The 24,997-nt window shown below is 61.2% G+C and carries 25 protein-coding genes; 14 read left to right on the top strand and 11 right to left on the bottom strand.

The annotated features are described in order from the left end of the window. Positions 1 to 114 precede the first annotated feature (114 nt). The 4 genes from L8I05_RS22835 (at position 115) to L8I05_RS22820 (ending at position 3,635) form a co-directional block, all read left to right on the top strand. Complete coding sequence (locus tag L8I05_RS22835; protein WP_242171623.1) at positions 115 to 912, top strand: hydroxymethylpyrimidine/phosphomethylpyrimidine kinase; 798 nt, start codon at positions 115 to 117, stop codon at positions 910 to 912. A gap of 19 nt (positions 913 to 931) precedes the next feature. Further along, on the top strand, positions 932 to 1,561 hold the full coding sequence (gene thiE, locus L8I05_RS22830) for a thiamine phosphate synthase (RefSeq protein ID WP_119740910.1): 630 nt from the start codon (positions 932 to 934) through the stop codon (positions 1,559 to 1,561). 11 nt (positions 1,562 to 1,572) lie between these two features. Beyond that, the gene (gene hemL, locus L8I05_RS22825) at positions 1,573 to 2,856 is read left to right on the top strand and encodes a glutamate-1-semialdehyde 2,1-aminomutase (protein WP_010174801.1); all 1,284 of its coding nucleotides are present in this window, start codon (positions 1,573 to 1,575) and stop codon (positions 2,854 to 2,856) included. Between the two features lie 224 nt (positions 2,857 to 3,080). After that, a complete protein-coding gene (locus L8I05_RS22820; RefSeq protein ID WP_242171622.1) occupies positions 3,081 to 3,635 on the top strand; it encodes a tetratricopeptide repeat protein in 555 nt (184 codons plus the stop codon). A gap of 116 nt (positions 3,636 to 3,751) precedes the next feature. Here L8I05_RS22820 and L8I05_RS22815 read toward each other — a convergent pair whose 3' ends face one another. Further along, positions 3,752 to 4,078 carry a DUF1820 family protein gene (locus L8I05_RS22815; RefSeq protein ID WP_003194436.1) on the bottom strand — a complete coding sequence of 109 codons (327 nt, stop codon included), beginning with the start codon at positions 4,076 to 4,078 and terminating at the stop codon, positions 3,752 to 3,754. A 131-nt stretch (positions 4,079 to 4,209) separates the two neighbouring features. Between L8I05_RS22815 and miaB the strand changes: the two genes are divergently transcribed. The 5 genes from miaB (at position 4,210) to lnt (ending at position 9,636) form a co-directional block, all read left to right on the top strand. Continuing rightward, complete coding sequence (gene miaB / locus L8I05_RS22810; protein WP_159960131.1) at positions 4,210 to 5,538, top strand: tRNA (N6-isopentenyl adenosine(37)-C2)-methylthiotransferase MiaB; 1,329 nt, start codon at positions 4,210 to 4,212, stop codon at positions 5,536 to 5,538. 230 nt (positions 5,539 to 5,768) lie between these two features. Continuing rightward, a complete protein-coding gene (locus tag L8I05_RS22805) occupies positions 5,769 to 6,770 on the top strand; it encodes a PhoH family protein (protein WP_159960133.1) in 1,002 nt (333 codons plus the stop codon). Continuing rightward, the gene (ybeY, locus tag L8I05_RS22800; protein WP_159960135.1) at positions 6,763 to 7,221 is read left to right on the top strand and encodes an rRNA maturation RNase YbeY; all 459 of its coding nucleotides are present in this window, start codon (positions 6,763 to 6,765) and stop codon (positions 7,219 to 7,221) included. Before L8I05_RS22805 ends, ybeY begins: the two co-directional genes overlap by 8 nt. 43 nt (positions 7,222 to 7,264) lie before the next feature. Next, positions 7,265 to 8,104, top strand: coding sequence for an HlyC/CorC family transporter (locus L8I05_RS22795; RefSeq protein ID WP_015373027.1), 840 nt, complete (start codon positions 7,265 to 7,267; stop codon positions 8,102 to 8,104). A gap of 8 nt (positions 8,105 to 8,112) precedes the next feature. Further along, a complete protein-coding gene (gene lnt, locus L8I05_RS22790) occupies positions 8,113 to 9,636 on the top strand; it encodes an apolipoprotein N-acyltransferase (protein ID WP_242171621.1) in 1,524 nt (507 codons plus the stop codon). 127 nt (positions 9,637 to 9,763) lie between these two features. Here the strand turns inward: lnt and L8I05_RS22785 are convergent, their stop codons facing one another. After that, a complete protein-coding gene (locus L8I05_RS22785) occupies positions 9,764 to 10,525 on the bottom strand; it encodes a YdcF family protein (protein WP_242171620.1) in 762 nt (253 codons plus the stop codon). Positions 10,526 to 10,621: 96 nt separating this feature from the next. Continuing rightward, a complete protein-coding gene (locus L8I05_RS22780; protein WP_159960139.1) occupies positions 10,622 to 10,939 on the bottom strand; it encodes a hypothetical protein in 318 nt (105 codons plus the stop codon). A gap of 262 nt (positions 10,940 to 11,201) precedes the next feature. Between L8I05_RS22780 and leuS the strand changes: the two genes are divergently transcribed. From leuS to L8I05_RS22755, 5 genes are all read left to right on the top strand, one after another. After that, entirely contained in the window at positions 11,202 to 13,808 is a 2,607-nt protein-coding gene (gene leuS, locus L8I05_RS22775; protein ID WP_242171619.1) for a leucine--tRNA ligase, read from the top strand. Positions 13,809 to 13,896: 88 nt separating this feature from the next. Then, positions 13,897 to 14,502 (top strand): LPS assembly lipoprotein LptE, encoded by a 606-nt coding sequence (lptE, locus tag L8I05_RS22770; protein WP_242171618.1) that lies wholly within the window; start codon positions 13,897 to 13,899, stop codon positions 14,500 to 14,502. Positions 14,503 to 14,541: 39 nt separating this feature from the next. Further along, a complete protein-coding gene (holA, locus tag L8I05_RS22765) occupies positions 14,542 to 15,579 on the top strand; it encodes a DNA polymerase III subunit delta (RefSeq protein WP_106579369.1) in 1,038 nt (345 codons plus the stop codon). Positions 15,580 to 15,720: 141 nt separating this feature from the next. After that, complete coding sequence (gene arfA / locus L8I05_RS22760; protein WP_003176285.1) at positions 15,721 to 15,885, top strand: alternative ribosome rescue factor ArfA; 165 nt, start codon at positions 15,721 to 15,723, stop codon at positions 15,883 to 15,885. A 61-nt stretch (positions 15,886 to 15,946) separates the two neighbouring features. Continuing rightward, on the top strand, positions 15,947 to 17,272 hold the full coding sequence (locus L8I05_RS22755) for a lytic murein transglycosylase (protein ID WP_242171617.1): 1,326 nt from the start codon (positions 15,947 to 15,949) through the stop codon (positions 17,270 to 17,272). A 145-nt stretch (positions 17,273 to 17,417) separates the two neighbouring features. Here L8I05_RS22755 and L8I05_RS22750 read toward each other — a convergent pair whose 3' ends face one another. The 8 genes from L8I05_RS22750 to rodA form a co-directional block, all read right to left on the bottom strand. Further along, on the bottom strand, positions 17,418 to 18,347 hold the full coding sequence (locus tag L8I05_RS22750; RefSeq protein ID WP_242171616.1) for an LD-carboxypeptidase: 930 nt from the start codon (positions 18,345 to 18,347) through the stop codon (positions 17,418 to 17,420). A 127-nt stretch (positions 18,348 to 18,474) separates the two neighbouring features. Beyond that, the gene (gene lipA, locus L8I05_RS22745; protein ID WP_057444888.1) at positions 18,475 to 19,476 is read right to left on the bottom strand and encodes a lipoyl synthase; all 1,002 of its coding nucleotides are present in this window, start codon (positions 19,474 to 19,476) and stop codon (positions 18,475 to 18,477) included. A 26-nt stretch (positions 19,477 to 19,502) separates the two neighbouring features. Continuing rightward, positions 19,503 to 20,150, bottom strand: a complete 648-nt coding sequence (lipB, locus tag L8I05_RS22740) for a lipoyl(octanoyl) transferase LipB (RefSeq protein WP_106579371.1) — start codon at positions 20,148 to 20,150, stop codon at positions 19,503 to 19,505. Further along, the gene (locus tag L8I05_RS22735) at positions 20,150 to 20,431 is read right to left on the bottom strand and encodes a DUF493 domain-containing protein (RefSeq protein ID WP_017136054.1); all 282 of its coding nucleotides are present in this window, start codon (positions 20,429 to 20,431) and stop codon (positions 20,150 to 20,152) included. Before L8I05_RS22735 ends, lipB begins: the two co-directional genes overlap by 1 nt. 85 nt (positions 20,432 to 20,516) lie before the next feature. Then, positions 20,517 to 21,674, bottom strand: a complete 1,158-nt coding sequence (locus L8I05_RS22730) for a D-alanyl-D-alanine carboxypeptidase family protein (protein WP_159960148.1) — start codon at positions 21,672 to 21,674, stop codon at positions 20,517 to 20,519. 178 nt (positions 21,675 to 21,852) lie between these two features. Beyond that, positions 21,853 to 22,857 (bottom strand): septal ring lytic transglycosylase RlpA family protein, encoded by a 1,005-nt coding sequence (locus L8I05_RS22725; protein ID WP_242171615.1) that lies wholly within the window; start codon positions 22,855 to 22,857, stop codon positions 21,853 to 21,855. Further along, positions 22,857 to 23,867 carry a lytic murein transglycosylase B gene (gene mltB / locus L8I05_RS22720; RefSeq protein ID WP_159960152.1) on the bottom strand — a complete coding sequence of 337 codons (1,011 nt, stop codon included), beginning with the start codon at positions 23,865 to 23,867 and terminating at the stop codon, positions 22,857 to 22,859. Before mltB ends, L8I05_RS22725 begins: the two co-directional genes overlap by 1 nt. Positions 23,868 to 23,884: 17 nt before the next feature. Continuing rightward, the gene (gene rodA, locus L8I05_RS22715; protein ID WP_162530315.1) at positions 23,885 to 24,988 is read right to left on the bottom strand and encodes a rod shape-determining protein RodA; all 1,104 of its coding nucleotides are present in this window, start codon (positions 24,986 to 24,988) and stop codon (positions 23,885 to 23,887) included. Positions 24,989 to 24,997 lie beyond the last annotated feature (9 nt).

The raw sequence follows: 24,997 nt of genomic DNA, 5'->3' as shown, positions 1-24,997 counted from the left end.
TTTTCCAACACCGCTCGATGCTAGCAAACCGCCACAATCCCACGTAGACATTGACGCAATTGAACCTGCGCCAGACGGCCACGCAAAAAGCGTTTGGTGGTAAGCTCGCGCACCATGAATATCTACAGCTCTCGCCCTGTTGTTCTCTGTCTCTCCGGCCATGATCCCAGTGGTGGCGCCGGCTTGCAGGCAGATATCGAAGCCCTGCTCGCCCAAGGTTGTCATGCGGCGCCGGCCGTTACCGCCCTGACCGTGCAGAACACCGTCAATGTCAGCGATTTCCGCGTGCTCGACCGCGAGTGGGTAATGGCTCAGGCCAATGCCGTGCTCAGCGATTCCGAAGTGGCGGCGGTCAAGCTCGGCATGCTCGGCTCCACCGCGATGGTCGACACCGTGGTCGAGCTGCTGCAGGCGCACCCGCACCTGCCGGTGGTCTGCGATCCGGTGCTGCGCGCCGGTGGCGGCGGCAGCCTGGGCAAGGACGAGGTCGGCTACGCGATGCGCGAGCGGCTGTTGCCGTTGTCGCTGATCGCCACGCCCAACCTGCCTGAAGCGCGCATCCTCGCCGAGTTGCCTGAAGGCACGGCGGACGAATGCGCCGAGAAGCTGCTGCCGTTTATCAAGCACCTGCTGATCACCGGCGGCCATGGCGACGAGCACCAAGTGCACAATCGCCTGTACAGCCGCGACGGCACGCGCCAGACCTTTACCTGCCAGCGCCTGCCCGGCAGCTATCACGGCTCCGGCTGCACGCTGGCGAGCGCACTGGCCGGTCGTATCGCCCAGGGCGAAGGCCTGGTCAGCGCTGTGCAATCGGCGCTCAACTACACTTGGCGCACGTTGCGTGACGCCGAACAACTCGGCCAGGGCCAGTTCGTGCCGCGCCGTTTGCCGCTGGATTTCTGCTCTTAAAGCAAAAGAGGCCTGCCCGATGAAACTACGTGGCCTGTATGCCATTACCGACAGCCAACTGTTGGCCGGCAAATTCCTCGCTTACGTCGAAGCGGCGTTGGACGGCGGCGTGACCCTGCTGCAGTACCGCGACAAAAGCAGCGACGAAGCCCGCCGCCTGCGTGAAGCCGAGAAGCTGCGAGAGCTGTGCTCGCGCTACAAGACCCAGCTGATTATCAATGACGACGCCGAACTGGCCGCGCGCCTGGGCGTCGGCGTGCACCTGGGGCAAACTGACGGCCCGCTGACCCCAGCCCGTGCGTTGCTCGGTTCCAAAGCGATCATCGGCGCCACCTGCCATAGCCAGATCGAACTGGCCGAACAGGCCGCCAAAGAGGGCGCCAGCTACGTCGCCTTCGGGCGCTTCTTCAATTCCAACACCAAGCCCGGCGCACCCGCCGCCACCGTTGAAATGCTGGCCCAGGCCCGCGCGCGTTTGCAGCTGCCGATCTGCGTGATCGGCGGCGTCACCCTGGAGAACGCCGAACCCCTGGTGGCCCACGGTGCCGACCTGCTCGCCGTGGTGCACGGCCTGTTTGGTGCCGACAGCACCCAGGAAGTCACGCGCCGCGCCCGCGCCTTCAACGATCTTCTTAAAATTTCAGTTTAGAGAGCCCGACCATGTCCCGTTCCGAAACCCTGTTTGCCAATGCCCAGAAACACATTCCCGGCGGTGTGAACTCCCCCGTGCGTGCGTTCAAGAGCGTGGGCGGCACACCGTTGTTCTTCAAGCATGCCGAAGGCGCCTACGTCACCGACGAAGATGACAAGCGCTACGTCGATTACGTCGGTTCGTGGGGCCCGATGATCCTCGGCCATAGCCACCCGGACGTGCTCGACGCGGTGCGCCAGCAGCTGCAGCACGGCTTGTCCTACGGCGCCCCGACCGCCATGGAAACCGAGATGGCGGACCTGGTGTGCTCGATCGTGCCGTCGATGGAAATGGTGCGCATGGTCAGCTCCGGCACCGAAGCCACCATGAGCGCGATTCGCCTGGCCCGTGGTTTCACCGGCCGCGACAGCATCATCAAGTTCGAAGGCTGCTACCACGGCCACTCCGACAGCCTGCTGGTGAAAGCCGGTTCCGGCGCACTGACCCAAGGCGTACCAAGCTCGGCCGGTGTACCGGCGGCCTTCGCCAAGCACACCCTGACCCTGCCGTTCAACGACATCGCCGCCGTCGAGCAGATGCTCAGCGAAGTGGGCCAGGAAGTCGCGTGCATCATCGTCGAGCCGGTCGCCGGCAACATGAACTGCGTACCACCGGCGCCGGGCTTCCTCGAAGGCCTGCGCGAGCAGTGCGACAAGCACGGCGTGGTGTTGATTTTTGATGAAGTAATGACCGGTTTCCGTGTCGCCCTCGGCGGCGCCCAGGCTCACTACGGCGTTACACCGGACCTGAGCACCTTCGGCAAGATCATCGGTGGCGGCATGCCGGTGGGCTGCTTCGGCGGCAAGCGCGAAATCATGCAACACATCGCGCCACTGGGCCCGGTCTACCAGGCGGGCACCTTGTCGGGCAACCCGCTGGCCATGGCTGCCGGTTTGACCACGCTGCGCCTGATCAGCCGCCCGGGCTTCCACGCCGAGCTGACCGACTACACCACTCGCCTGCTGGATGGCCTGCAACAGCGTGCCGATGCGGCCGGCATCCCGTTCGTGACGACCCAGGCGGGCGGTATGTTTGGCCTGTACTTCAGCGGCGCCGACGACATCGTCACCTTCGATGACGTAATGGGCAGCGATGCCGACCTGTTCAAGCGCTTCTTCCACCTGATGCTGGAAGGCGGTGTTTACCTGGCACCGAGCGCTTTCGAAGCCGGTTTTACCTCGATCGCCCATGGCGACGCAGAGCTGAAACTGACCCTGGATGCTGCCGAGCGCGCCTTCGCGGCCCTGAAATAAACGGCCAATCCGTCTGACGTTGCCCTTGGTGGCGTCAGATTTGCTACTTTGCTTACAGAGACTTCCTAAGTTTTACGAGAAATTACCTGTAATTGGGCAGATAACTTGCCCACGCAGCAGAAAAACGAGTAAAGACTTTGTAAGCAGAGGCCTGCTTATTTCATAATGCGCGCTTATTGGACCCCCGAGGGTCCGCGCGCCCCGTCAGAGGTAAGTCGATTCCCATGAAACGCACCGGCCGCACCCTGGTTCTGGGCTGCCTGTTGCTCCTTCAGCCGCTGCTGGCACATGCACAAGCAGGCGGCAACTCGTTGTTAATCCCAGCGATGGGTCGTTGCACCCTCAATACCCAGCCAGACAGCCAGGCCGAAGCCCTGAGCGCGTGCCAGAAACAGGCCGATGGCGGGGATGCGCAGGCGCAATACGAGTTGGGCGAGTACTACCACGACGACAAAAACCCCGCCCGTGACCTCAACAAAGCCTTGAGCTACTTCGAGAAAGCCTCGTTGCAGGGCCACGCCCAGGCGCAATTCGAACTGGGCAACATGTTCTTCAAAGGCGAAGGCGTGCCAGCCAATAACGTCCAGGCCTACATCGTGCTGAAAATGGCTGCGGTCAACGGCGCCGAAGACGCGCTGGACACCGCCGACGAAGTCGCCGAACACATGCAGCGCGATGAATTGGAAGTGGCGACCCAGGTGCTGGGCCAGATCTTCCGCAATTACCTGCAGGAATTGCAGAGTGCCGATGGGCGCTCGCCGTTCTCGCCCCTGCCCTGATTTCAGCTAAACCCTTCTACCGCCATCGCAGGCAAGCCAGCTCCCACACCAAGATTGGAATGCAGTCGAATGTGGGAGCTGGCTTGCCTGCGATGGGCACACCTCGGTCTAACGCCCTACTTCTCAGGCATCGGCATCGGAAACGGCATCACATTGCTGGTGCCACGCGCTTCACTGATCTTCGGCGTGCCCAGGCGCTCGACTTCATCGATGCGCACAATCGAATGCATCGGCACAAAGCTGCGCACTACGCCTTCAAACTGCGCCTTGAGCTTTTCTTCGCCCGGATCGACGACCAACTGGGTGCGCTCGCCAAAGACGAACTCTTCCACTTCCAGGAAACCCCACAGATCACTTTGATAGATCTGCTTGGCGTACATTTCGAACACCTGGCCCTGGTTAAGGAAAATCACCTTATAGATTGGAGCTTCACGTTTGGTCATGGTGGGCGGATAACACATCGGGGATATAAAAGAGGGCGCGAACTATAGCATGGCACCCGATGCACAACGCTAGGAACCAATGGACATGCCCCCTATAATGCGCGGTTCTTTACCACCAGTTGACGATTCCCATGGCCAAGAAGCTTTACATCGAAACCCACGGTTGCCAAATGAACGAGTACGACAGCTCGCGCATGGTCGATCTGCTGGGCGAACACCAGGCCCTGGAAGTCACCGCCCGCGCCGAAGATGCCGACGTAATCCTGCTCAATACCTGCTCGATCCGTGAGCGGGCCCAGGACCGTGTCTACTCGCAGCTGGGCCGCTGGCGTGAATTGAAACTGGCCAACCCGGACATGGTGATCGCCGTCGGCGGTTGTGTGGCCAGCCAGGAAGGCGCCGCGATCCGCGACCGCGCGCCCTATGTCGACGTGGTCTTCGGCCCGCAAACCCTGCACCGCCTGCCGGAAATGATCGACGCCGCGCGCATCACCAAGCTGCCGCAGGTGGACGTGTCGTTCCCGGAAATCGAAAAATTCGACCATTTGCCCGAGCCGCGCATCGATGGCCCAAGCGCTTATGTGTCGGTGATGGAAGGTTGCAGCAAGTACTGCACGTTCTGCGTGGTGCCCTACACCCGTGGTGAAGAAGTCAGCCGGCCATTTGACGACGTGCTGTCGGAAATCATCCACCTGGCCGAAAACGGTGTGCGCGAAGTGACGCTGCTGGGCCAGAACGTCAACGGCTATCGCGGGCAGACCCACGACGGTCGCCTGGCTGACCTGGCGGAGTTGATTCGCGTGGTGGCCGCCGTTGATGGCATCGAGCGCATTCGCTACACCACCTCGCACCCGCTGGAGTTCTCCGACAGCCTGATCCAGGCCCACGCCGAGGTGCCGGAGCTGGTCAAACACCTGCATTTGCCGGTGCAATCGGGTTCGGACCGCATTCTGTCGGCGATGAAGCGCAACCACACGGCCCTGGAATACAAATCCAAACTGCGCAAATTGCGCGCGGCGGTGCCGGGTATCTGCATCAGCTCGGACTTTATCGTCGGCTTCCCTGGGGAGACCGAGAAAGATTTCGAACAGACCATGAAGCTGATCGAGGACGTCGGTTTCGACTTCTCCTACTCGTTTGTCTACAGCCAACGCCCAGGCACGCCGGCAGCCGACCTGGCGGATGACACGCCCGAAGCGCTGAAAAAAGAGCGCCTGAATGCGCTTCAGCATCGTCTGAACCAACAAGGCTTCGAGATCAGCCGACAAATGGTCGGTTCGATCCAGCGCATCCTGGTCACCGACTATTCGAAAAAAGACCCGGGCGAGCTGCAAGGCCGTACCGAGAACAACCGGATCGTCAACTTCCGCTGCGACACGCCCACCCTGATCGGCCAGTTCGCCGATGTGCACATTGATGCGGCGCAACCGCACTCGTTGCGCGGGTCGTTGGTCAACTGATCGCTCTGACCTGATAAAGATCAAAATGTGGGAGCTGGCTTGCCTGCGATGACGGTGAGTCAGCCAATACAACTGGCACTGATATACCGCTATCGCAGGCAAGCCAGCTCCCACAGTGGATCTTCAGGGTTCTTGAGATCGAAACCAGCCCATTTAAGTGCTTTCGCACGTCGACGGCTGGCGTTATCCTCTCTTTCACCTCAACAGCCAAAGGGCGGCTAAAAGCGACCTTGAACGCACCCATAGAACCCCATCGTTTTCTCCTCGAGCCGTTTGAGGCTCGCCGTTTCGCCAACCTGTGCGGACAGTTCGACGAGCACCTGCGCCTGATCGAACAACGCCTGAGCATCGAGATCCGCAACCGCGGCAATCAGTTCGAGCTTATTGGTGAACCCCAACACACCACGTCTGCAGAAAACCTGCTCCGCCGCCTCTACCGCGAAACCAAGGGTAGTGAGCTGTCGCCGGAGACCGTACACCTGTACCTGCAGGAATCGGCGGTGGAAGATTTGGCCAACAACCCGGTGGCTGAAGCCAGCGTGGCCCTGCGTACCAAAAAAGGCATGATTCGCCCACGCGGCTTGAATCAGCAGAAGTACGTCAAGGAAATCCTTGGTAACGACATCAACTTCGGTATCGGCCCTGCCGGCACCGGCAAGACCTACCTGGCCGTGGCCTGTGCGGTGGACGCCCTGGAGCGCGAGCAAGTACGCCGCATCCTGCTGGTGCGCCCGGCGGTCGAGGCCGGTGAGAAGCTCGGCTTCCTGCCCGGCGACCTGGCCCAGAAGATCGACCCGTACCTGCGCCCGCTCTACGACGCGCTGTACGAGATGCTCGGCTTTGAATACGTGGCCAAATTGATCGAGCGCCAGGTGATCGAGATCGCCCCGCTGGCCTACATGCGTGGCCGTACGCTGAACAACAGCTTCATCATCCTCGACGAAAGCCAGAACACCACCGTCGAGCAGATGAAGATGTTCCTGACCCGTATCGGGTTCGGCTCAACCGCCGTGATCACTGGCGACGTCACCCAGGTCGACCTGCCCAAGGGCACTAAATCGGGTCTGGCGCAGGTGATTGAAGTGCTCAAGGACGTGCCGGGCATCAGCTTTACGCACTTCATGCCCAAGGACGTGGTGCGCCACCCGCTGGTGCAGCGCATCGTCGAAGCCTACGAGCGTTTCGACCACAAAGACGACGCACCCGCCAAGGACGTTCGCCGCGATGCTTGAGCTTGACCTGCAACTGGCCACCGAAGCGCCCGCCCCCAGCGAAGCACAGTTCCGTCAATGGTGCGCCCTGGCCCTGCGCCAGCGCACCGCTGACTCGGAGCTGACCATCCGTCTGGTGGACGAGCCCGAAGGCCGTGAACTGAATCACACCTGGCGCCAAAAGGATTACGCGACCAACGTGCTGTCCTTCCCCGCCGACGTACCGGATGAGTTACTGGATATCCCGTTGCTGGGCGATCTGGTCATCTGTGTCGAAGTGGTGGAACGCGAAGCCAGGGAACAAGGCAAGGAACTTGAGGCGCATTGGGCCCATCTAGTCATCCACGGCTGCTTGCATCTCTTGGGTTACGACCATATAGACGATGACGAAGCCTTGGAAATGGAAACACTGGAACAAACGTTGCTTGCTGAATTGGGTCACCGCGACCCGTATGCAGACGACGAAAACTGAAACTACACCTTACTGACACAACAAAGGATTTAGAGTAATCGCTATGAGCGAAGACCGATCGAGCAACGGGCAGAAGTCATGGCTGGGTAAACTGACCCAGGCTTTTGCCCACGAGCCGAAAAACCGCCAGGAGCTGCTTGAGCTGCTGCGCGAGGCCCATCAAAACAAGTTGCTGGACAGCGAAGCGCTGGCCATCGTCGAAGGCGCCATCCAGGTGGCTGACCTGCAAGTTCGGGACATCATGGTCCCGCGTTCGCAGATGATCAGCATCAAGGCGACCCAGACGCCACGGGAGTTCCTCCCGGCCGTGATCGACTCGGCGCACTCGCGCTACCCGGTGATCGGTGAAAGCCATGACGACGTCATGGGTGTCCTGCTGGCCAAGGACCTGCTGCCGTTGATCCTCAAGGAGAACGGCGACAACTTCAACATCAAGGACCTGCTGCGCCCGGCCACTTTCGTGCCTGAATCCAAGCGCCTGAATGTGCTGCTGCGCGAATTTCGCGCCAACCACAATCACATGGCTATTGTGATCGACGAATACGGCGGCGTGGCCGGTCTTGTGACCATCGAAGACGTGCTGGAACAGATCGTCGGCGACATCGAAGACGAGCACGACGTCGAAGAAGACAGCTACATCAAGCCGCTGCCCAGCGGTGATTTTCTGGTCAAGGCACTGACGCCGATCGAGAACTTCAACGAGTTCTTCGACAGCGAATTCTCCGACGATGAGTTCGATACCGTCGGTGGCCTGGTGATGAGCGCGTTCGGGCACCTGCCCAAGCGTAACGAGACCACCGAAATCGGCGCGTATCGCTTCCGCATCCTGAATGCCGACAGCCGCCGTATCCATTTGATTCGCCTGACACCTATTGCCCGCTAAGGATTGATATGCGCCGTCTGACCCGCCCCGGCTGGCCCGGTAACTTGCTGGCCGTGGTGGCCGGCGCCATCACCACCCTGGCGCTGGCGCCGTTCGATCTGTGGCCATTTGCACTGGTGGCGGTCGGATTGTTCTATATCGGCCTGCGCGAGCTGACGCCACGCCAGGCCCTGGGCCGTGGCTGGTGTTTCGGGTTTGGCCTGTTTGGCGCCGGCACCAGCTGGATCTACTACAGCATCCACCATTTCGGCGGCGCTTCGGTGCTGCTGGCTGGCTTCCTGATGCTGCTGTTTACCGCCGCCATTGCCTGGTTCTTCGCCCTGCCCGCGTGGCTGTGGGCGCGCTGGCTGCGCCGCAATGAAGCGCCGTTGGCTGACGCGCTGACGTTTGCTGCGCTATGGGTCGGCCAAGAGGCCTTTCGCGGCTGGTTCCTGACCGGTTTTCCGTGGCTCTATTCCGGCTACAGCCAACTGGACGGCCCACTCACCGGCCTCGCGCCGCTGGGCGGGATGTGGTTGATCTCCTTCGCCCTGGCGCTGACCGCGGCAGTGCTGTGCAACTTGCCGCGCCTGTTGGCGAGCAAGCGCAACGGCTTTATCGGCGCAGGGCTGGTGCTGCTGGTTGCGCCGTGGGCCATCGGCCTGGCACTCAAGCATCACGCCTGGACCTCGCCCTCGGGCGCCCCACTGACGGTGGCGGCGATCCAGGGCAACGTCGAACAAAGCATGAAGTGGGACCCCGAACAGCTCAATGCGCAGCTGGCGCTGTACCGCGACATGAGCTTCAGCTCCAAGCCTGTCGACTTGCTGGTGTGGCCGGAAACGGCCGTGCCGGTGCTCAAGGAATCCGTCGAGGGCTACTTGGGCATGATGGGCAAATTTGCTGCCGACCGGCACACGGCGCTGATCACCGGCGTGCCGATTCGCCAGGAAGTGCACCACCAGAAGCGCTACTTCAATGGCATCACGGTGGTCGGCGAAGGCGAAGGCACTTACCTGAAGCAGAAGCTGGTGCCCTTTGGCGAATACGTGCCGCTGCAAGACATGCTGCGCGGGCTGATTGCCTTCTTCGACTTGCCGATGTCGGACTTCGCCCGTGGCCCTGCCGATCAGGCGATGCTGCAGGCCAAGGGCTATCAGATTGCGCCATTCATTTGTTATGAAGTGGTGTACCCGGAATTCGCTGCTGGCCTTTCGGCCCAGAGCGACTTGCTGCTGACCATCAGCAATGACACCTGGTTCGGCCGCTCCATCGGCCCGCTGCAGCACCTGCAAATGGCACAGATGCGTGCGCTGGAGGCTGGCCGCTGGATGATCCGCGCCACCAACAACGGCGTTACCGGCCTGATCAACCCGTTCGGGCAGATCACCGCGCAGATCCCGCAATTCGAACGCGGGATTCTCTACGGCGAAGTGGTGCCGATGCACAACCTCACGCCCTACCTGCAATGGCGCTCGTGGCCGTTGATCATCGTGTGCCTGGGCTTGTTTGGCTGGGCGTTGCTGGCGGGCCGGATGTCCAAGACGGTCTAACGAACACCATAAACCAATGTGGGAGCTGGCTTGCCTGCGATAGCGGTGGGCCAGCTAGAAACTGGCCAACTGACACGACGCCATCGCAGGCAAGCCAGCTCCCACAGTTAATCTGCGGTGCTTGTACTTATCGGTAAAACACCCGATACCCCACCTGCCCCGCCGCCTCGTTGATCAACTGCCCGCTCTGCCACACCGACTTGACCTCCGGCATCCAGCCACCCAGCGGCCGGGCATTGTCCACGCCCAAAAAGCCGACCGGCGCCGGCACCACGGTGAACCCCGCCTTTTCAAAGCTCCAGACTGCGCGCGGCATGTGCCAGGCCTGGGTCACCACCACCACGCGCTTGATGCCTTGCGGCAGCAGAATCTCGGCACTCATCTGCGCATTTTCCCAGGTGGTGCGGCTGCGTTCTTCCTTCCAGCGCACGCTGACGCCAAAGTCATCGAGCATCGACACGGCCATCAACTCAGCCTCACTGGGCGGCGTGCCATAGTGCAACCCACCACTGGTCAACACCGGCAACCCGGACGCCTTGGCCAATCGCGCGGCATAACGCTGACGCTCCAGGCCAATGCCGGTGGGCTGATCAGTGCCCCACGCCGGGTCACCGCGTTCACGCCCGGAACCCAGCACCACAATCGCATCGGCGCGCTGGGCCAATGTTGCCCACTCTTCACGCGCCAGCGGCGGCTCGGTTTCCAGGGCATGCGCGCCCCATTGCACCATCACCGGCAGGCTGATCAGCCACATCCCGCCCAACCCCAAGGCAAAACACAGCCCGGCCAGGCGCGGGCGACTCTTGCGAAACCACCAGGCAACCGCGATCAACAGCAAAAAAATGCCGGGCGGCAACAACAATTGTTTAATGAAATAACGAAAAGGCATCGGGCATCTCCAAAGATGCCCGAAGCCTAAATGCAACGGGGTTTAGCGACAATCTTTACCAGCCTGTTCAGAGAAGGCTACCGAATAACGCGTGTTTCACTTGTACCGCACGGCCCGGTGTTTTTCGGGACCGCGTCCGGCGGCCACATCCTTCAGCCAGATCACCTTGGCCGAACGCGAGGGCTCCTGAGCAGGCGGGGAAGCCTGCCCCTGAGAGGCGCGGTGGTGATTCAATTCCAGGTAGCACTTGATCAGTTCAAGTTCTGCCTGGCTCAAGCCTCGCAACTCCAGCTCCAGAGGCCGCTCATCACACAATCGGCCTGCAGTTCTTGCGGCATCCAATGCTCGACCCAAACGGTCGATCAGTCCTTCGTACAACTGCGGTTTCGTTAAAGTTCGCTGCGATTCAACCATCCCCTCACCTCATTGAAGATAAGACTCACTCCCCAATAAACAGCGTAGTCCCCGTGGCTGCGCCTGCCTGGCGCCGCGACAGACGGCCCTGCCTGCGCAATCAGGGTTTCCCTCGATAGAGTGGGGTCATGTATGCTACGGCGCTTCCTGTAACTCCACTTCCCGCAGGGTTTGGGCACGGACGCGCCGCTTCTTGGTGTCGATCAACCTGAACGTTGCACCGAAGAGGATTAGGCCACCCCTATTCAGTTCAAAAGTAGCCATGCACGAACACTATCAGCCCCGTGAAATAGAAAATGCCGCCCAAACCTTCTGGGACGAGCAAAAGTCCTTTGAAGTCAGTGAACAGCCAGGCAAGGAGACTTACTACTGCCTATCGATGTTCCCTTACCCCAGCGGCAAGCTACACATGGGGCATGTGCGCAACTACACTATCGGTGACGTGATTTCGCGCTACCAGCGCATGCTCGGCAAGAACGTCCTGCAGCCTATGGGCTGGGACGCCTTCGGCATGCCGGCGGAAAACGCCGCGATGAAAAACAACGTGGCGCCCGCCAAGTGGACCTACGAAAACATCGCCTACATGAAGACCCAGCTGCGCAGCCTGGGCCTGGCGGTGGACTGGTCGCGCGAAGTGACTACCTGCAAGCCGGATTACTACCGCTGGGAACAATGGCTGTTCACTCGCCTGTTCGAAAAAGGTGTGATCTACAAGAAAAGCGGCACCGTGAACTGGGACCCGATCGACCAGACCGTACTGGCCAACGAGCAGGTTATCGACGGTCGCGGCTGGCGTTCCGGCGCGCTGATCGAAAAGCGCGAAATCCCGATGTACTACTTCAAGATCACCGCCTATGCGGATGAACTCTTGTCGAGCCTCGACAACCTGCCGGGCTGGCCTGAGCAGGTCAAGACCATGCAGCGCAACTGGATCGGCAAGTCCAAGGGCATGGAAGTGCAGTTCCCTTACAACGTCGATTCCATCGGCGCTGCCGGCGCACTGAAAGTCTTCACCACCCGCCCGGACACCTTGATGGGCGCGACCTACGTCGCTGTGGCCGCCGAACACCCGCTGGCCACCCAGGCCGCACAGAACAACCCGGAGCTGCAGGCGTTCATCGCCGAATGCAAAGGCGGCAGCGTGGCCGAAGCCGACGTCGCCACCCAGGAGAAAAAAGGCCTGCCAACCGGCCTGTTCGTCGAGCACCCACTGACGGGCGAGAAATTGCCGGTGTGGGTCGCCAACTACGTGCTGATGCACTACGGCGATGGCGCAGTAATGGCTGTGCCGGCCCACGACGAGCGCGATTTCGAATTCGCCACCAAGTACAACTTGCCGATCAAATCCGTGGTGCGCACCAGCTCCGGCGACACCAACCCGGCCCCGTGGCAAGACGCCTACGGCGAGCACGGTGAGCTGATCAATTCCGGCGAGTTCGACGGCCTGGATTTCCAGGGCGCTTTCGACGCCATCGAAGTGGCGCTGATCAAGAAAAACCTCGGTGCCTCGCGTACCCAGTTCCGCCTGCGCGACTGGGGCATCAGCCGCCAGCGCTACTGGGGCTGCCCGATCCCGATCATCCACTGCGAAAGCTGCGGTGACGTGCCGGTGCCGGAAGACCAACTGCCAGTGGTACTGCCGGAAGACGTGGTGCCGGACGGCGCCGGTTCGCCACTGGCGCGCATGCCCGAGTTCTACGAGTGCAGTTGCCCGAAATGCGGCCAGCCTGCCAAGCGTGAAACCGACACCATGGACACCTTCGTCGAGTCCTCGTGGTATTACGCCCGCTACGCCTCGCCACACTATGAAGGCGGCCTGGTAGAAAAATCCGCCGCTGACCACTGGTTGCCGGTGGATCAGTACATCGGCGGCATCGAACACGCCATTCTTCACCTGCTGTACGCGCGCTTCTTCCACAAGTTGATGCGTGACGAAGGCCTGGTGAGCTCGGATGAGCCGTTCAAGAACCTGCTGACCCAGGGCATGGTGATCGCCGAGACTTACTACCGTCGCGAAGCCAATGGCGCCTACACCTGGTTCAACCCGGCGGACGTCGAGCTTGAGCGTGACAGCAAAGCCAAAGTGATCAGCGCCACGTTGAAATCCGACGGCCTGCCGGTGGAAATCGGCGGCACCGAGAAGATGGCCAAGTCGAAGAACAATGGCGTCGACCCGCAGTCGATGATCGACCAGTTCGGCGCCGACACCTGCCGCCTGTTCATGATGTTCGCCTCGCCGCCTGACATGAGCGCCGAATGGTCCGACTCTGGCGTCGAAGGTTCGCACCGTTTCCTCAAGCGCGTCTGGCGCCTGGCGCACGCCCATATCAGCCAGGGTCTGCCGGGCAAACTGGACGTGGCCGGCTTGAACGACGAGCAGAAAGCCATTCGCCGCAGCACCCACCTGGCCATCCGCCAGGCCAGCCAGGACGTGGGCCAGAACCACAAGTTCAACACCGCCATCGCCCAGGTGATGACGCTGATGAACGTGCTGGAAAAAGCACCGCAAGCCACCGAACAAGACCGCGCACTGGTACAGGAAGGCCTGGAAACGGTCGTTCTGCTGCTGGCGCCAATCACGCCGCACATCAGCCACGACCTGTGGAACCGCTTGGGCCACAGCGGCGCGGTAATCGACGCCGGCTGGCCGGTACAGGATGACAGCGCCCTGGTACAGGACACGTTGCAACTGGTGATTCAGGTCAACGGTAAACTGCGTGGCCAGATTGATATGCCAGCCAGCGCCAGCCGCGAAGACGTCGAGGCGGCTGCCCGCGTCAACGAGAACGTGCTGCGCTTTACCGAAGGCCTGACGATCCGCAAAGTGATCGTGGTGCCCGGCAAACTGGTCAATATCGTCGCTAGCTAATCGGATCGGGCGCAGGGCTTGAGCCCTGCGCCGAACTAAACCTTTAAGGCCTCGATAAGGCCCACATGGTTTCAAGGGGAGCAACAAAATGATCAAACGCAATTTGCTGGTGATGGGCCTTGCTGTGCTGCTGAGCGCTTGCGGCTTCCAGCTGCGCGGCACCGGCACCAATGAACTGTCGCTCAAGGAATTGGACCTCAGCGCCCGCAACGCCTACGGCGACACTGTGACTCAACTGCGCCAGACCCTGGAAAGCAGCGGCGTGCATGTCTATAACGGCGCGACCTACAAGCTGAACCTGGTCGACGAAAAAGAAACCCAGCGTAACCTCAGCTACGCAAGCGCCGGCCGTGCGTCGGACATCGAACTGAGCACCGAGGTTTTCTTCGAAGTACAAGGCCGCGAACACCTGACATTGATGGGTGACAAGGTGCAGGTACAGAAAGTCGTGAGCCACGACGGTAACAACCTGGTGGGCTCGGACTCGGAAATCATCCAGGTTCGCAAAGAAATGCGCCGCGAAGTGATCCAGCGCTTGATGGTTCGCCTGCAACAGCTGACCCCGGAAAAGCTGCAAGCCCTGCAGCAAACTGCCGACAACAAGGCCAAGGCTGACGCCGACGCCCTGAAAGCTGCGCAAGAGTACGAAGACAACACGCCGAAACAATCGCCTGTTGAAGTTCCTGCTGAGTAAGCCAAACGGGGCGCCCCTGGCGCCCCGTTCGACCCGCCTATGAAACTCGCCCCCGCCCAACTCGCCAAACACCTGCAAGGTGGCCTTGCGCCTGTCTATATCGTCAGCGGTGATGACCCGTTGCTGTGCCAGGAAGCCGCAGACGCTATCCGCAGCGCCGCGCGCCAGCAAGGCTTCGATGAACGCCAGGTGTTCAGCGCCGACGCCAGTTTCGACTGGGGCACGCTGCTGCAAGCCGGCGCGAGCATGTCGCTGTTCGCCGAAAAACGCCTGCTGGAACTGCGCCTGCCTTCGGGTAAGCCCGGGGACAAGGGCGCGGCAGCCTTAATGGAATACTGCTCGCGGCCTGCCGAAGACACGGTATTGCTGATCAGCTTGCCCAAGCTCGACGGCAGCGCGCAGAAAACCAAATGGGGCAAGGCGCTGGTGGAAGGCCCACAGACCCAGTTCATCCAGATCTGGCCAGTGGACAGCAACCAGCTGCCGCAATGGATTCGTCAGCGCCTGTCCCAATCCGGTCTGTCGGCGACGCAAGACGCTGTGGAGCTGATCGCTGCCCGGGTCGAAGGCAACCTGCTTGCCGCCGCCCAGGAGATCGAAAAGCTCAAGCTGATGGCCGAAGACGGGCAAATCACCGTCGAGACTGTACAAGGTGCGGTGGCCGACAGTGCTCGCTTTGACGTGTTCGGGCTGGTGGATGCGATTCTTAACGGCGAACCCGCCCACGCCTTGCGTATGCTCGAAGGGCTGCGCGGCGAAGGCGTGGAACCGCCGGTGATTCTTTGGGCCCTGGCCCGGGAGTTGCGGGTATTGGCCAATATTTCTCTGCAGTACAGCCAGGGCACACCGCTGGACAAGTGCTTCAGCCAGGCCCGGCCACCGGTCTGGGACAAGCGCAAACCGCTGATGAGCAAAGCCCTGCAACGGCACTCGGCGCAACGCTGGGCGCAGCTTCTGCTTGAAGCGCAGCGCATCGATGCGCAAATCAAAGGCCAGGCGGCGGGCTCGCCGTGGATGAGCCTGAGTCGTTTGTCACTTTTGATGTCTGGGCAGCGCCTGTCATTGCCGGCTGAATAGCGTCCCTCCCAACACCCCAGCTCCCACATTAATCCTGCCCACTTGATAGAGTGAAACCGCCTACACCGCGCCGGGCTTTACAGCAGCGCCACTTCGGCAGATGATTTGCACCGCTTTATCCCACCTCTAGAGAGTACCGACATGAGCAAAAAGCCATCCAAGCATGGCCCCAACAAGGCCAAATCCATCATCGCCCAGCCACTGTTCCGCAGCCGTCAGGAACGCGCCGGCAAGGGCAAAGGCAGCTACCGCCGCGAAGCCTTCCAGTCTAATAGCTGGGAGGCTTCTTACTTTCTGGCTGCCTGAAGGCAAGCGCCCCTCTGGCATGATAAGGTCTGCACCTGATTTGTAATCCCTGGACCTGTGCATGCCCTCTAGTCTTTCCCGTCGTTGGCACCTTCGCCAATTGATCGCTGCCTCCAGCCTCATTCTGCTTGTCGCCTGCGCGGAAAAACCCACCGCCGCGGACGCGCAACCCCTGCCAAAGCTGCAGACCGTACCGGCCGTAGCGCCTGCCGTCGTCGCCCCACTGGCAGTGGACAATCTCGATATCCAACCGACCCAGACCTTTGCCGAATGGCAGGCGGGCTTTCGCGTGGACGCGCTGAAGGCCGGGATTACACCCGCCGTGTTCGATAACGCTTTTGCTGGCGTGACCCCCGATATGGCCGTGATTCGCGCCGACCGCAGCCAACCGGAATTTTCCCGCCCTGTTTGGGAATACCTCGACGGTGCCCTGTCACCGCTGCGCGTGCGCAATGGCCAGGCGCTGCTGATCAAGTACGCCGATATCCTGCAAAGCATCGAGCAACGCTATGGCGTCGACCGCCAGGCGCTGGTGTCGGTCTGGGGCATGGAGAGTAACTTCGGCCAGTTCCAGGGCAATAACTCGGTGATCCGTTCCCTGGCGACCCTGGCTTACGAGGGCCGCCGCCCGGCATTTGCCCAGGCGCAACTGCTGGCGGCGTTGCAGATCATCCAGCATGGCGATATCCAGGCCGACCAGATGAAAGGTTCGTGGGCCGGCGCGATGGGCCAGACCCAATTCATCCCGACGACCTACAACACACACGCCGTCGACTTCGACGGTGACGGCCGCCGCGACATCTGGAACAGCCCGGCCGACGCCCTCGCCTCCACGGCGCACTACCTGCAAAGCTCCGGCTGGCAGAAAGGCCAGCCGTGGGGCTTTGAGGTAAACCGGCTACCGGCAAACTTCGATTACGCTCTGGCAGACGGCGGCGTGCGCAAGACCGTTGCCGACTGGTTGAAACTCGGTATCCAACTGCCGCCCGGCGCGAGCATGCCGGCCAATGTCGACCAACTGTCCGCCGCCCTGCTGCTGCCGGCCGGCTACCGTGGCCCGGCGTTCCTGGTACTGGACAATTTCCGCGCGATTCTCAAGTACAACAACTCATCGTCCTACGCACTGGCGGTTGGCCTGCTGTCGGAACGGTTTGCTGGCGGTGGGGTGATTCGTGGTGATTGGCCGAAAGATGAGCTGCCACTGAGTCGCTCTCAGCGCATTGATTTGCAGACCGTGCTCAGCGCCAAGGGGTATGACGCGGGCAACGCAGACGGGATTATCGGCGCCAATACGCGCAAAGCGATTCGAGCGGCGCAGCAGTCGCTGGGGTGGCCGGCGGATGGGTACCCGACGGTGAAACTGCTGGAGTCGTTGCAGGGCCAATAGCCTGCGGTTAGATCGACAGATCGTTCCCACGCTCCGCGTGGGAACGCCGCCCTGGACGCTCTGCGTCCGCTCTTGAAGGCGTGACGCAGAGCGTCACTGGATGCATTCCCACGCGGAGCGTGGGAACGATCAGCCGATCAGCCGATCAGCGCAAGACGACATCCTGTTCCAACACCACCCGCTGCTCCCCCGCATCCAACCGCACCCTGGCGCCCATCGGCAGGGTCAGGTTCGGGTCACAATGCCCGGTGCGCCAGCCGGACAGCACCGGAATGCACAACGGCTCGAACGTCTGCTTGAGCAGCCGCTCCAGCGCTGCGTTATCCACACCCGCCATATCCCCCACCAGCACACCGGCAATGTGCGCGAGCTTGCCCGCCAGACGCAGGTGCGTCAGCAAACGGTCTATGCGATAGAGCGGCTCGTTGACATCCTCGATAAACAAAATGATGCCGTCTGCATCGATTTCATAGTCGGTGCCCATCACTGCCGCAATCATCGACAAGTTGCCACCGAGCAAGGGCCCGCAGGCGATGCCAGGTTCAATCGTCGTCAGCGGGTAGGCGACCGGGTGCGCCAGCACGCTGCCAGCGCTCAGTTGACCGCGCAGCATGCTGAATAACGACGACTCCGTAGGCTGTTGCTTATCGCCAAGCAAATCGGCATTGAGCATCGGCCCGTGAAAGGTCACGAAGCCTGCGTGACGGGTAATCGCCAGGTGCAACGCGGTGATATCGCTGTAACCCACGAACGGCTTGGGGTTGGCTCGCAGCAAGTTGAAGTCCAGGCTATCGAGCAGGCGGGGTGTGCCGTAGCCGCCGCGCAGGCAGAAGATGGCATCGATCTCGGGGTCGGCGAAGGCGGCGTGCAGGTCGCGAAGGCGCACGGCATCGCTGCCTGCGAGATAGCCATCGCGTTCGTATACACCTGGAAAGATCCGCAGCTCATGGCCACGGGCACGCATCCATTGGCCGGCTTTTTCAACGTCGAATGTGGCAGGGCCGGCGGGGGCTATCAGGCCGATCACGCCTTCAGGGCGCAAGGCAGGAACAGCGACCGCGAGTTGAGTCATCATCCATGGTTCTCCGTGGTTGGATTACCCAGGTACTCTAGCCAGTGATGGTTGCAAACAGAAGAGAGAAAGAGAGGGGAATTCTGTAGGAGCTGGCTTACCAGCTCCCACAGTAGAGCGGCGTAACGGCTTACGAAACCAGGCTGGCCTTGACCAGCTTGGCCTGCTCGTCGGCGTGGTACGAGGAACGTACCAGCGGGCCGGACGCCACGTTCTTGAAGCCCATCTTGTAGCCTTCCTCGGCGAACCAGGCGAAGGTGTCCGGGTGTACGAAACGCTGTACCGGCAAGTGGCTGCGCGATGGCTGCAGGTACTGGCCCAGGGTCAGCATGTCGATGTCGTGTTCGCGCATGCGCTTCATGACTTCGATGACTTCTTCGTCGGTTTCGCCCAGGCCCAGCATCAGGCCGGATTTGGTCGGAATGTGCGGCATCATCTGCTTGAATTTCTGCAGCAGGGTCAGCGACCACTGGTAGTCCGAACCCGGACGCGCAGCCTTGTACAGGCGCGGTACGGTTTCCAGGTTGTGGTTGAACACATCCGGTGGCTCGGCCGCGGTGATTTCCAGCGCGACGTCCATGCGGCCACGGTAGTCCGGAACCAGGGTCTCGAGCATCACGTTCGGCGACAGCTTGCGGATTTCACGGATGCAATCGGCAAAGTGCTGGGCGCCGCCGTCACGCAGGTCGTCGCGGTCTACCGAGGTGATCACAACGTATTTGAGTTTCAGGTCGGCGATGGCGATGGCCAGGCTTTCCGGCTCGTTGACGTCCAATGGCTTCGGTCGGCCGTGGCCAACGTCGCAGAACGGGCAACGACGGGTGCAGATGTCACCCATGATCATGAAGGTGGCGGTGCCGCCGGAGAAGCACTCGCCCAGGTTCGGGCAGGACGCTTCTTCGCACACGCTGTGCAACTTGTGTTTGCGCAGCAGGGCCTTGATACGGTCGACTTCCGGCGAAACCGGGATACGCACGCGGATCCAGTCAGGTTTTTTCGGCAGTTCGGTGGTCGGGATGATCTTGACCGGGATGCGTGCAACCTTCTCGGCGCCGCGCAGCTTGACGCCGGCTTCCACCTTGGCACGCGGGGCCGGGGCCGGACGCTCGGTGATGTCCAGCGTCGGGATCATGGTTTGCACTGCATCAGTAGTCATAATCAGTCGATTCCGCCCGTAAGGGTCGTCTGCTCAGCATAGTCGAGGTGTTTGACGAGCTGCGCACGCAGCCGGGCACTTACCTCGGCAAATTTAATCGGTGTGGCGTGGTCGCTCAGCTGGGTCATCGCCAACCCTGCGTACCCGCACGGGTTGATCCGCCCGAAAGGCGCCAGGTCCATGTCCACGTTCAGGGCCAGGCCATGAAAGGAACAACCGTGGCGGATCCGCAAGCCGAGGGAGGCGATTTTCGCGCCGTCCACGTACACACCGGGTGCATCGGGCTTGGCCGCGGCGCTCACGCCGTAACTGGCCAACAGCTCGATCAGGCAAGCCTCCATGCGGCTCACCAGGTCACGTACGCCAAACCCGAGTTTGCGCACGTCCAGCAGCAGATACGCCACCAGCTGACCCGGCCCATGGTAAGTCACTTGACCCCCTCGGTCGACCTGCACCACCGGAATATCACCCGGCAGCAGCAGATGCTCGGCCTTGCCGGCCTGGCCCTGGGTGAATACCGGCGGGTGTTCCACCAGCCAGATTTCATCCGGGGCCGAGCTGCCGCGTTCATTGGTGAACCGCTGCATGGCGTGCCAGACCGGCTCGTAGGCCATCTGGCCGAGCTCGCGAAAGCCCAGGACCTGAGACATCACAGCACCATGTGCACGAAGCCGGTGGCCCGCAGTTCGCTGTTGATGTCGTAGAGCTGGTCTTGACCGGTCGCAACGATGTGCAACTGGATCGTGGTGTATTTACCGTTGGAGCTCAAACGCTCGTCCACACGGTTGTCGTTGATCGTCGCGTGCTTACGCACGATTTCGAGAATCTTGTCTTTGTTGCCCACACCGGTATCGCTGATCACCTTGACGGGATAGTCCACGTTGGGGAATTCGATCTTTGGCGCCTTTACTTCTACTTCTTTATCGGTCATGGCGTAACGGCCTCGTAAGCGTAAGCCGTGGCGACGGGCAAAGCCCCGCGTCAGGTCGACGCGGGGCTTTGCAGGTGCACACTTATCAGTTGAACAAGCTGTAGAAGAATAGACGGATGCTATCCCACACGCGGCGGAAGATACCACCTTCGTCGACGGCGTCCAGCGCGATCAGGTCGGCGCTGTGCACCACCTTGTCGTCCAGCTTCACTTCGACCTTACCGATCACGTCACCCTTGGCGATTGGCGCAACCAATTGCGGGTTCATGGTCATGCTGGCCGCGAGCTTTTTCAGCTGGCCTTTAGGCATGGTCAGGGTCAGGTCGTCAGCCAGGCCAGCTTTGACTTGGTGAGTAGCGCCTTTCCATACCGGGGCTTGAGCCAGCTCGGCACCCTTCTGGTAGAAGGTCTGGGTTTCGAAGAAACGGAAACCGTAGGTCAGCAGTTTTTGCGTCTCGGCCGCACGGGCCTGCTCGCTGTTAGTACCGAAGACCACCGCAATCAAACGCTGGCCGTCACGTACAGCGGACGACACCATGCAGTAGCCGGCTTCGTCGGTGTGGCCGGTTTTCAGGCCATCAACGGTCTTGTCGCGCCACAGCAGCAGGTTGCGGTTAGGCTGCTTGATGTTGTTCCAGAAGAATTCTTTCTGGGAGTAGATCGCGTAGTGCACCGGGTCGACGCGAATGATCGCGCGAGCCAGCACGGCCATGTCGTGAGCCGACGAGTAGTGCTCCGGGTTCGGCAGGCCGGTCGGGTTCATGAAGTGGCTGTTGGTCATGCCCAGGTCGCCGGCGGTCTTGTTCATCAAGTCGGCGAAGGCGTCTTCACTGCCGGCGATGTGCTCGGACAGGGCCACGCTGGCGTCGTTACCGGACTGGATGATGATGCCGTGCAGCAGGTCGCTCACGGTGACCTGCGAGCCCACCTTGATGAACATCCGCGAACCGCCGGTGCGCCAGGCGTTTTCGCTGACGGTGACCGGGTCGTTTTCGCCGATCTGGCCGCGACGGATTTCCAGGGTCGCGATGTAGGCCGTCATCAGCTTGGTCAAGCTGGCTGGGGGCAGGCGCTGGTCACCGTTGTTCTCGACCAGCACGTTGCCGCTGGCGGCATCCATGAGGACCCAGGCCTTGGCGGCCAGTTGCGGGGAAGCCGGCACCATTTCAACCGCCCAGGCGGCCGGGGTGATGATCAGCGAAAGAAGCAGGCACGTGCGTTTGGCTAAGGTGGTGATGTTCATCCGTCTCTCGAAATTGCTTATGGAAACTTGCCCTCGCGGGCAAAACTATTCAGACAGCCCGCTGCCAGACTGTCACGTGTTCGGTTGCCCGCTCACCCCTTGCCCCTGGGTTTTTATTCTTCAACGAGCCAACAACCAGGGCTCAGGGCCGCGTACGAACCTGAGCCATCCATCTTTGTTATTCGGCGGTGACCACGCTGGGTTGCCCCAGGTTGGCCAGGCGCACACTGTTCTGCACTTGCGCTACCTCGCTCGGCGAACCGATCGGCCCCATGCGCACACGGTGCAGGGTCTGCTGGTTACGCACGATGGAGCTGATGAAAACCGGCGCATTGACCATGCTGCTGAGCTTGGACCTTAACAGTTCTGCCGCATCCGGGTTGGCGAAAGCGCCCACTTGCAGGTACTGGCCACCCACTGTCGAGGCGCCCGGTGCTGCGTGAGGCACCACCACCGTGTCCGGCGCGTGCTGCGCCGGTGGTGGTGTCCACTGTTCGATCTTGCCGGCTGATGCGGTCACTTGCGGTTGCGGGGTTTGCGGCTCGTTGAGCATCAACGGCGCCGGTTTACCGCGCTGGGCCCAGTACTGCGCCGGGTCGATACCTTCCACCTTGACGCGCGCGGTGCCGATTTCGGCATAACCGAGTTTCTTCGCGGCGGCGTAGGACAAGTCGATGATGCGGTCCGAATAGAACGGCCCACGGTCATTGACCCGCAGGATCACGCTGCGATTGTTGTCCAGGTTGGTTACACGCACGTAGCTGGGCAGCGGCAAGGTCTTGTGCGCCGCGCTCATGCCGTACAGGTCATACACTTCGCCGTTGGCGGTGTTCTGGCCATGGAATTTGGTGCCGTACCAGGACGCCGTGCCCGTTTGCGAGTAGGTCTTGGAATCCTGCAGCGGGAAGTAATTCTTGCCCAGCACGGTATACGGGTTGGCCTTGTAGGGACCGGTGTGCAGGGTCGGCGTGGCATCCGGGATTTTCGACACGTCGACATCCCACCACGGCGCGCCGTCTTTGTGCGCGCGGTTGATGTCCAGGCCCGGCTGGGCGCGGACGATACCGCCACCGCCCTTCTGCGCCGGGGCGCGACTGGTGGTGGAGGAGCAACTGACAACCAGCAAGGACAACGCGGCAAACGCCACCAGCTTGAGCGGTTTATTGAACGGCGATGCCCGCATTACTTGTTGCCCCGTGCTTGGACCAGCATGTCTGACAGCTGATGCACGGCCATGGCGTACATCACACTGCGGTTATAACGCGTGATTGCGTAAAAATTCTTCAGGCCCATCCAGTATTCCGGGCCGTTTTCGCCTTCCAGGCGGAACGCCGTCACCGGCATATCATCGCGTGGCGCATTCTGACTCGACCAGCCCAGCGCTCGCAACTCCCCAACGGTCTTGACCGGCTCGATTCCCTGGGTCAGGCCTTCGTCGGCTCGCTCCCCAGTCACCTCGGCACGAATCACCACCGGCTCGCCATACACCCAGCCGTGGCGCTTGAAGTAGCTGGCCACACTGCCAATGGCGTCGTCCGGGTTGCTCCAGATATTGATGTGGCCGTCGCCGTCGAAATCCACCGCGTAAGCACGGAAGCTGCTCGGCATGAACTGCGGCAAGCCCATCGCACCGGCGTATGAGCCCTTGAGGGTCAGCGGGTCGACCTGTTCTTCGCGGGCCAGCAGCAGGAATTCGCGCAGCTCCTTGCGGAAGAACTCGGCGCGCGGCGGGTAATCGAAGCCCAGGGTCGACAAGGCGTCGATCACCCGGTAATTGCCGGTGTTGCGCCCGTAGAAGGTTTCAATGCCAATGATCGCGACAATGACCTGGGCCGGCACGCCGTATTCCTGCTCGGCGCGGGCCAGCACGGCTTCGTGCTGGCGCCAGAAGTCCACGCCCCGCGCCACGCGGGCGTCGGTGAGGAACATCGGGCGGTATTCTTTCCACTGTTTAACGCGCTCGGCGGGACGCGAGATCGCGTCGAGGATCGCCTGCTTGCGCTGGGCTTCACGGAACACGCCCATCAGCTGTTCACCGGCGAAACCGTAGTCGCGGGTCATTTCACCGACAAACTCGGCAACCTGGGGTGAGCCATCGTAGTCACCGGCCTGCGCCTCTTGCGTCGCGCCCAGCAGCCCAATCAGGCTCATCCAGGACGCATGCCGAGTCGCCCAGCCGCGCATTACTTGCATTGACATCTTCACCTTATTCAAACCTGCGCGATCCATTTGCGATGCGTATGAATCGACATCAAAACCCCAAACGCTGACAGCAATGTCACCAGCGAAGTTCCGCCGTAGCTAATGAACGGCAACGGCACCCCAACCACCGGCAACAGGCCACTGACCATACCGATGTTGACGAAAACGTAAACAAAAAAAGTCATGGTCAGGCTGCCGGCGAGCAATTTGCCGAACAGGGTCTGTGCCTGCGCGGTAATCACCAGCCCGCGACCAATCAACAGCAAATAAATCAGCAACAGCGCGCAAATGCCCACCAGGCCGAACTCTTCGCCCAACACCGCAATAATGAAGTCGGTGTGACTTTCGGGCAAAAAGTCCAGGTGCGACTGGGTGCCGAGTAACCAGCCTTTACCAAATACGCCGCCGGAACCGATGGCCGCCTTGGACTGGATGATGTTCCAGCCGGTGCCCAACGGGTCACTTTCCGGGTCGAGGAACGTAAGAATCCGCTGCTTCTGGTAGTCGTGCATAAAGAAGAACCACATGGCCACGGCCACGGGTATCGCAGCGGCCAGCACGCTGAGGATCCAGCGCCAGCGCAGGCCGCCCATAAACAGCACGAACGCACCGCCTGCAAGGATCAGCAGCGAGGTGCCGAGGTCGGGCTGGCGCACAATCAGGATAAACGGCACGCCAATCAAGATCAGGCTGATGCCCACGTGCTTGAGCTGCGGCGGCAAGGTGCGTTTGGACAGGTACCAGGCGATGGTCGCCGGCATCAGGATCTTCATGAATTCCGACGGCTGGAAGCGAATCACCCCCGGAATGTTGATCCAGCGCGTCGCGCCCATGGCGTTGTGGCCCATGACGTCCACCACCACCAGCAGCAAGACGCCGGCGACATAGCCCAACGGTACCCAGCGCGCCATGAAGCGCGGCTCGAGTTGGGCGATCACCACCATCGACAACAGGCCCAGGCCGAACGACGAGGCCTGCTTGATCAGCAGGTCCCAGTTCTTGCCGCTGGCCGAATACAGTACGAACAGACTGCCGGCTGCCAAAGTCAGCAACAGGATCAGCAACGGGCCATCAATGTGCATACGTTGCAGCAACGTCGCACGGCGACGCATCACATCCTC

Source organism: Pseudomonas sp. MONT-RG-20F-20-E-7-02, from assembly GCF_022662395.1.
GTDB lineage: Bacteria > Pseudomonadota > Gammaproteobacteria > Pseudomonadales > Pseudomonadaceae > Aquipseudomonas.
The sequence above is the reverse complement of the archived record's forward strand: the minus strand, read 5'-3'. Positions and strand labels throughout refer to the sequence as shown.

What these genes read in the sequence shown, in the direction of transcription:
- L8I05_RS22835 (WP_242171623.1), top strand. Translation starts at nt 115, where the DNA reads ATGAATATCTACAGCTCTCGCCCTGTTGTTCTCTGTCTCTCCGGCCAT.
- thiE (WP_119740910.1), top strand. Translation starts at nt 932, where the DNA reads ATGAAACTACGTGGCCTGTATGCCATTACCGACAGCCAACTGTTGGCC.
- hemL (WP_010174801.1), top strand. Translation starts at nt 1,573, where the DNA reads ATGTCCCGTTCCGAAACCCTGTTTGCCAATGCCCAGAAACACATTCCC.
- L8I05_RS22820 (WP_242171622.1), top strand. Translation starts at nt 3,081, where the DNA reads ATGAAACGCACCGGCCGCACCCTGGTTCTGGGCTGCCTGTTGCTCCTT.
- L8I05_RS22815 (WP_003194436.1), bottom strand. Translation starts at nt 4,078, where the DNA reads ATGACCAAACGTGAAGCTCCAATCTATAAGGTGATTTTCCTTAACCAG.
- miaB (WP_159960131.1), top strand. Translation starts at nt 4,210, where the DNA reads ATGGCCAAGAAGCTTTACATCGAAACCCACGGTTGCCAAATGAACGAG.
- ybeY (WP_159960135.1), top strand. Translation starts at nt 6,763, where the DNA reads ATGCTTGAGCTTGACCTGCAACTGGCCACCGAAGCGCCCGCCCCCAGC.
- L8I05_RS22795 (WP_015373027.1), top strand. Translation starts at nt 7,265, where the DNA reads ATGAGCGAAGACCGATCGAGCAACGGGCAGAAGTCATGGCTGGGTAAA.
- lnt (WP_242171621.1), top strand. Translation starts at nt 8,113, where the DNA reads ATGCGCCGTCTGACCCGCCCCGGCTGGCCCGGTAACTTGCTGGCCGTG.
- L8I05_RS22785 (WP_242171620.1), bottom strand. Translation starts at nt 10,525, where the DNA reads ATGCCTTTTCGTTATTTCATTAAACAATTGTTGTTGCCGCCCGGCATT.
- L8I05_RS22780 (WP_159960139.1), bottom strand. Translation starts at nt 10,939, where the DNA reads ATGGTTGAATCGCAGCGAACTTTAACGAAACCGCAGTTGTACGAAGGA.
- leuS (WP_242171619.1), top strand. Translation starts at nt 11,202, where the DNA reads ATGCACGAACACTATCAGCCCCGTGAAATAGAAAATGCCGCCCAAACC.
- lptE (WP_242171618.1), top strand. Translation starts at nt 13,897, where the DNA reads ATGATCAAACGCAATTTGCTGGTGATGGGCCTTGCTGTGCTGCTGAGC.
- holA (WP_106579369.1), top strand. Translation starts at nt 14,542, where the DNA reads ATGAAACTCGCCCCCGCCCAACTCGCCAAACACCTGCAAGGTGGCCTT.
- arfA (WP_003176285.1), top strand. Translation starts at nt 15,721, where the DNA reads ATGAGCAAAAAGCCATCCAAGCATGGCCCCAACAAGGCCAAATCCATC.
- L8I05_RS22755 (WP_242171617.1), top strand. Translation starts at nt 15,947, where the DNA reads ATGCCCTCTAGTCTTTCCCGTCGTTGGCACCTTCGCCAATTGATCGCT.
- L8I05_RS22750 (WP_242171616.1), bottom strand. Translation starts at nt 18,347, where the DNA reads ATGATGACTCAACTCGCGGTCGCTGTTCCTGCCTTGCGCCCTGAAGGC.
- lipA (WP_057444888.1), bottom strand. Translation starts at nt 19,476, where the DNA reads ATGATCCCGACGCTGGACATCACCGAGCGTCCGGCCCCGGCCCCGCGT.
- lipB (WP_106579371.1), bottom strand. Translation starts at nt 20,150, where the DNA reads ATGTCTCAGGTCCTGGGCTTTCGCGAGCTCGGCCAGATGGCCTACGAG.
- L8I05_RS22735 (WP_017136054.1), bottom strand. Translation starts at nt 20,431, where the DNA reads ATGACCGATAAAGAAGTAGAAGTAAAGGCGCCAAAGATCGAATTCCCC.
- L8I05_RS22730 (WP_159960148.1), bottom strand. Translation starts at nt 21,674, where the DNA reads ATGAACATCACCACCTTAGCCAAACGCACGTGCCTGCTTCTTTCGCTG.
- L8I05_RS22725 (WP_242171615.1), bottom strand. Translation starts at nt 22,857, where the DNA reads ATGCGGGCATCGCCGTTCAATAAACCGCTCAAGCTGGTGGCGTTTGCC.
- mltB (WP_159960152.1), bottom strand. Translation starts at nt 23,867, where the DNA reads ATGCAAGTAATGCGCGGCTGGGCGACTCGGCATGCGTCCTGGATGAGC.
- rodA (WP_162530315.1), bottom strand. Translation starts at nt 24,988, where the DNA reads ATGCGTCGCCGTGCGACGTTGCTGCAACGTATGCACATTGATGGCCCG.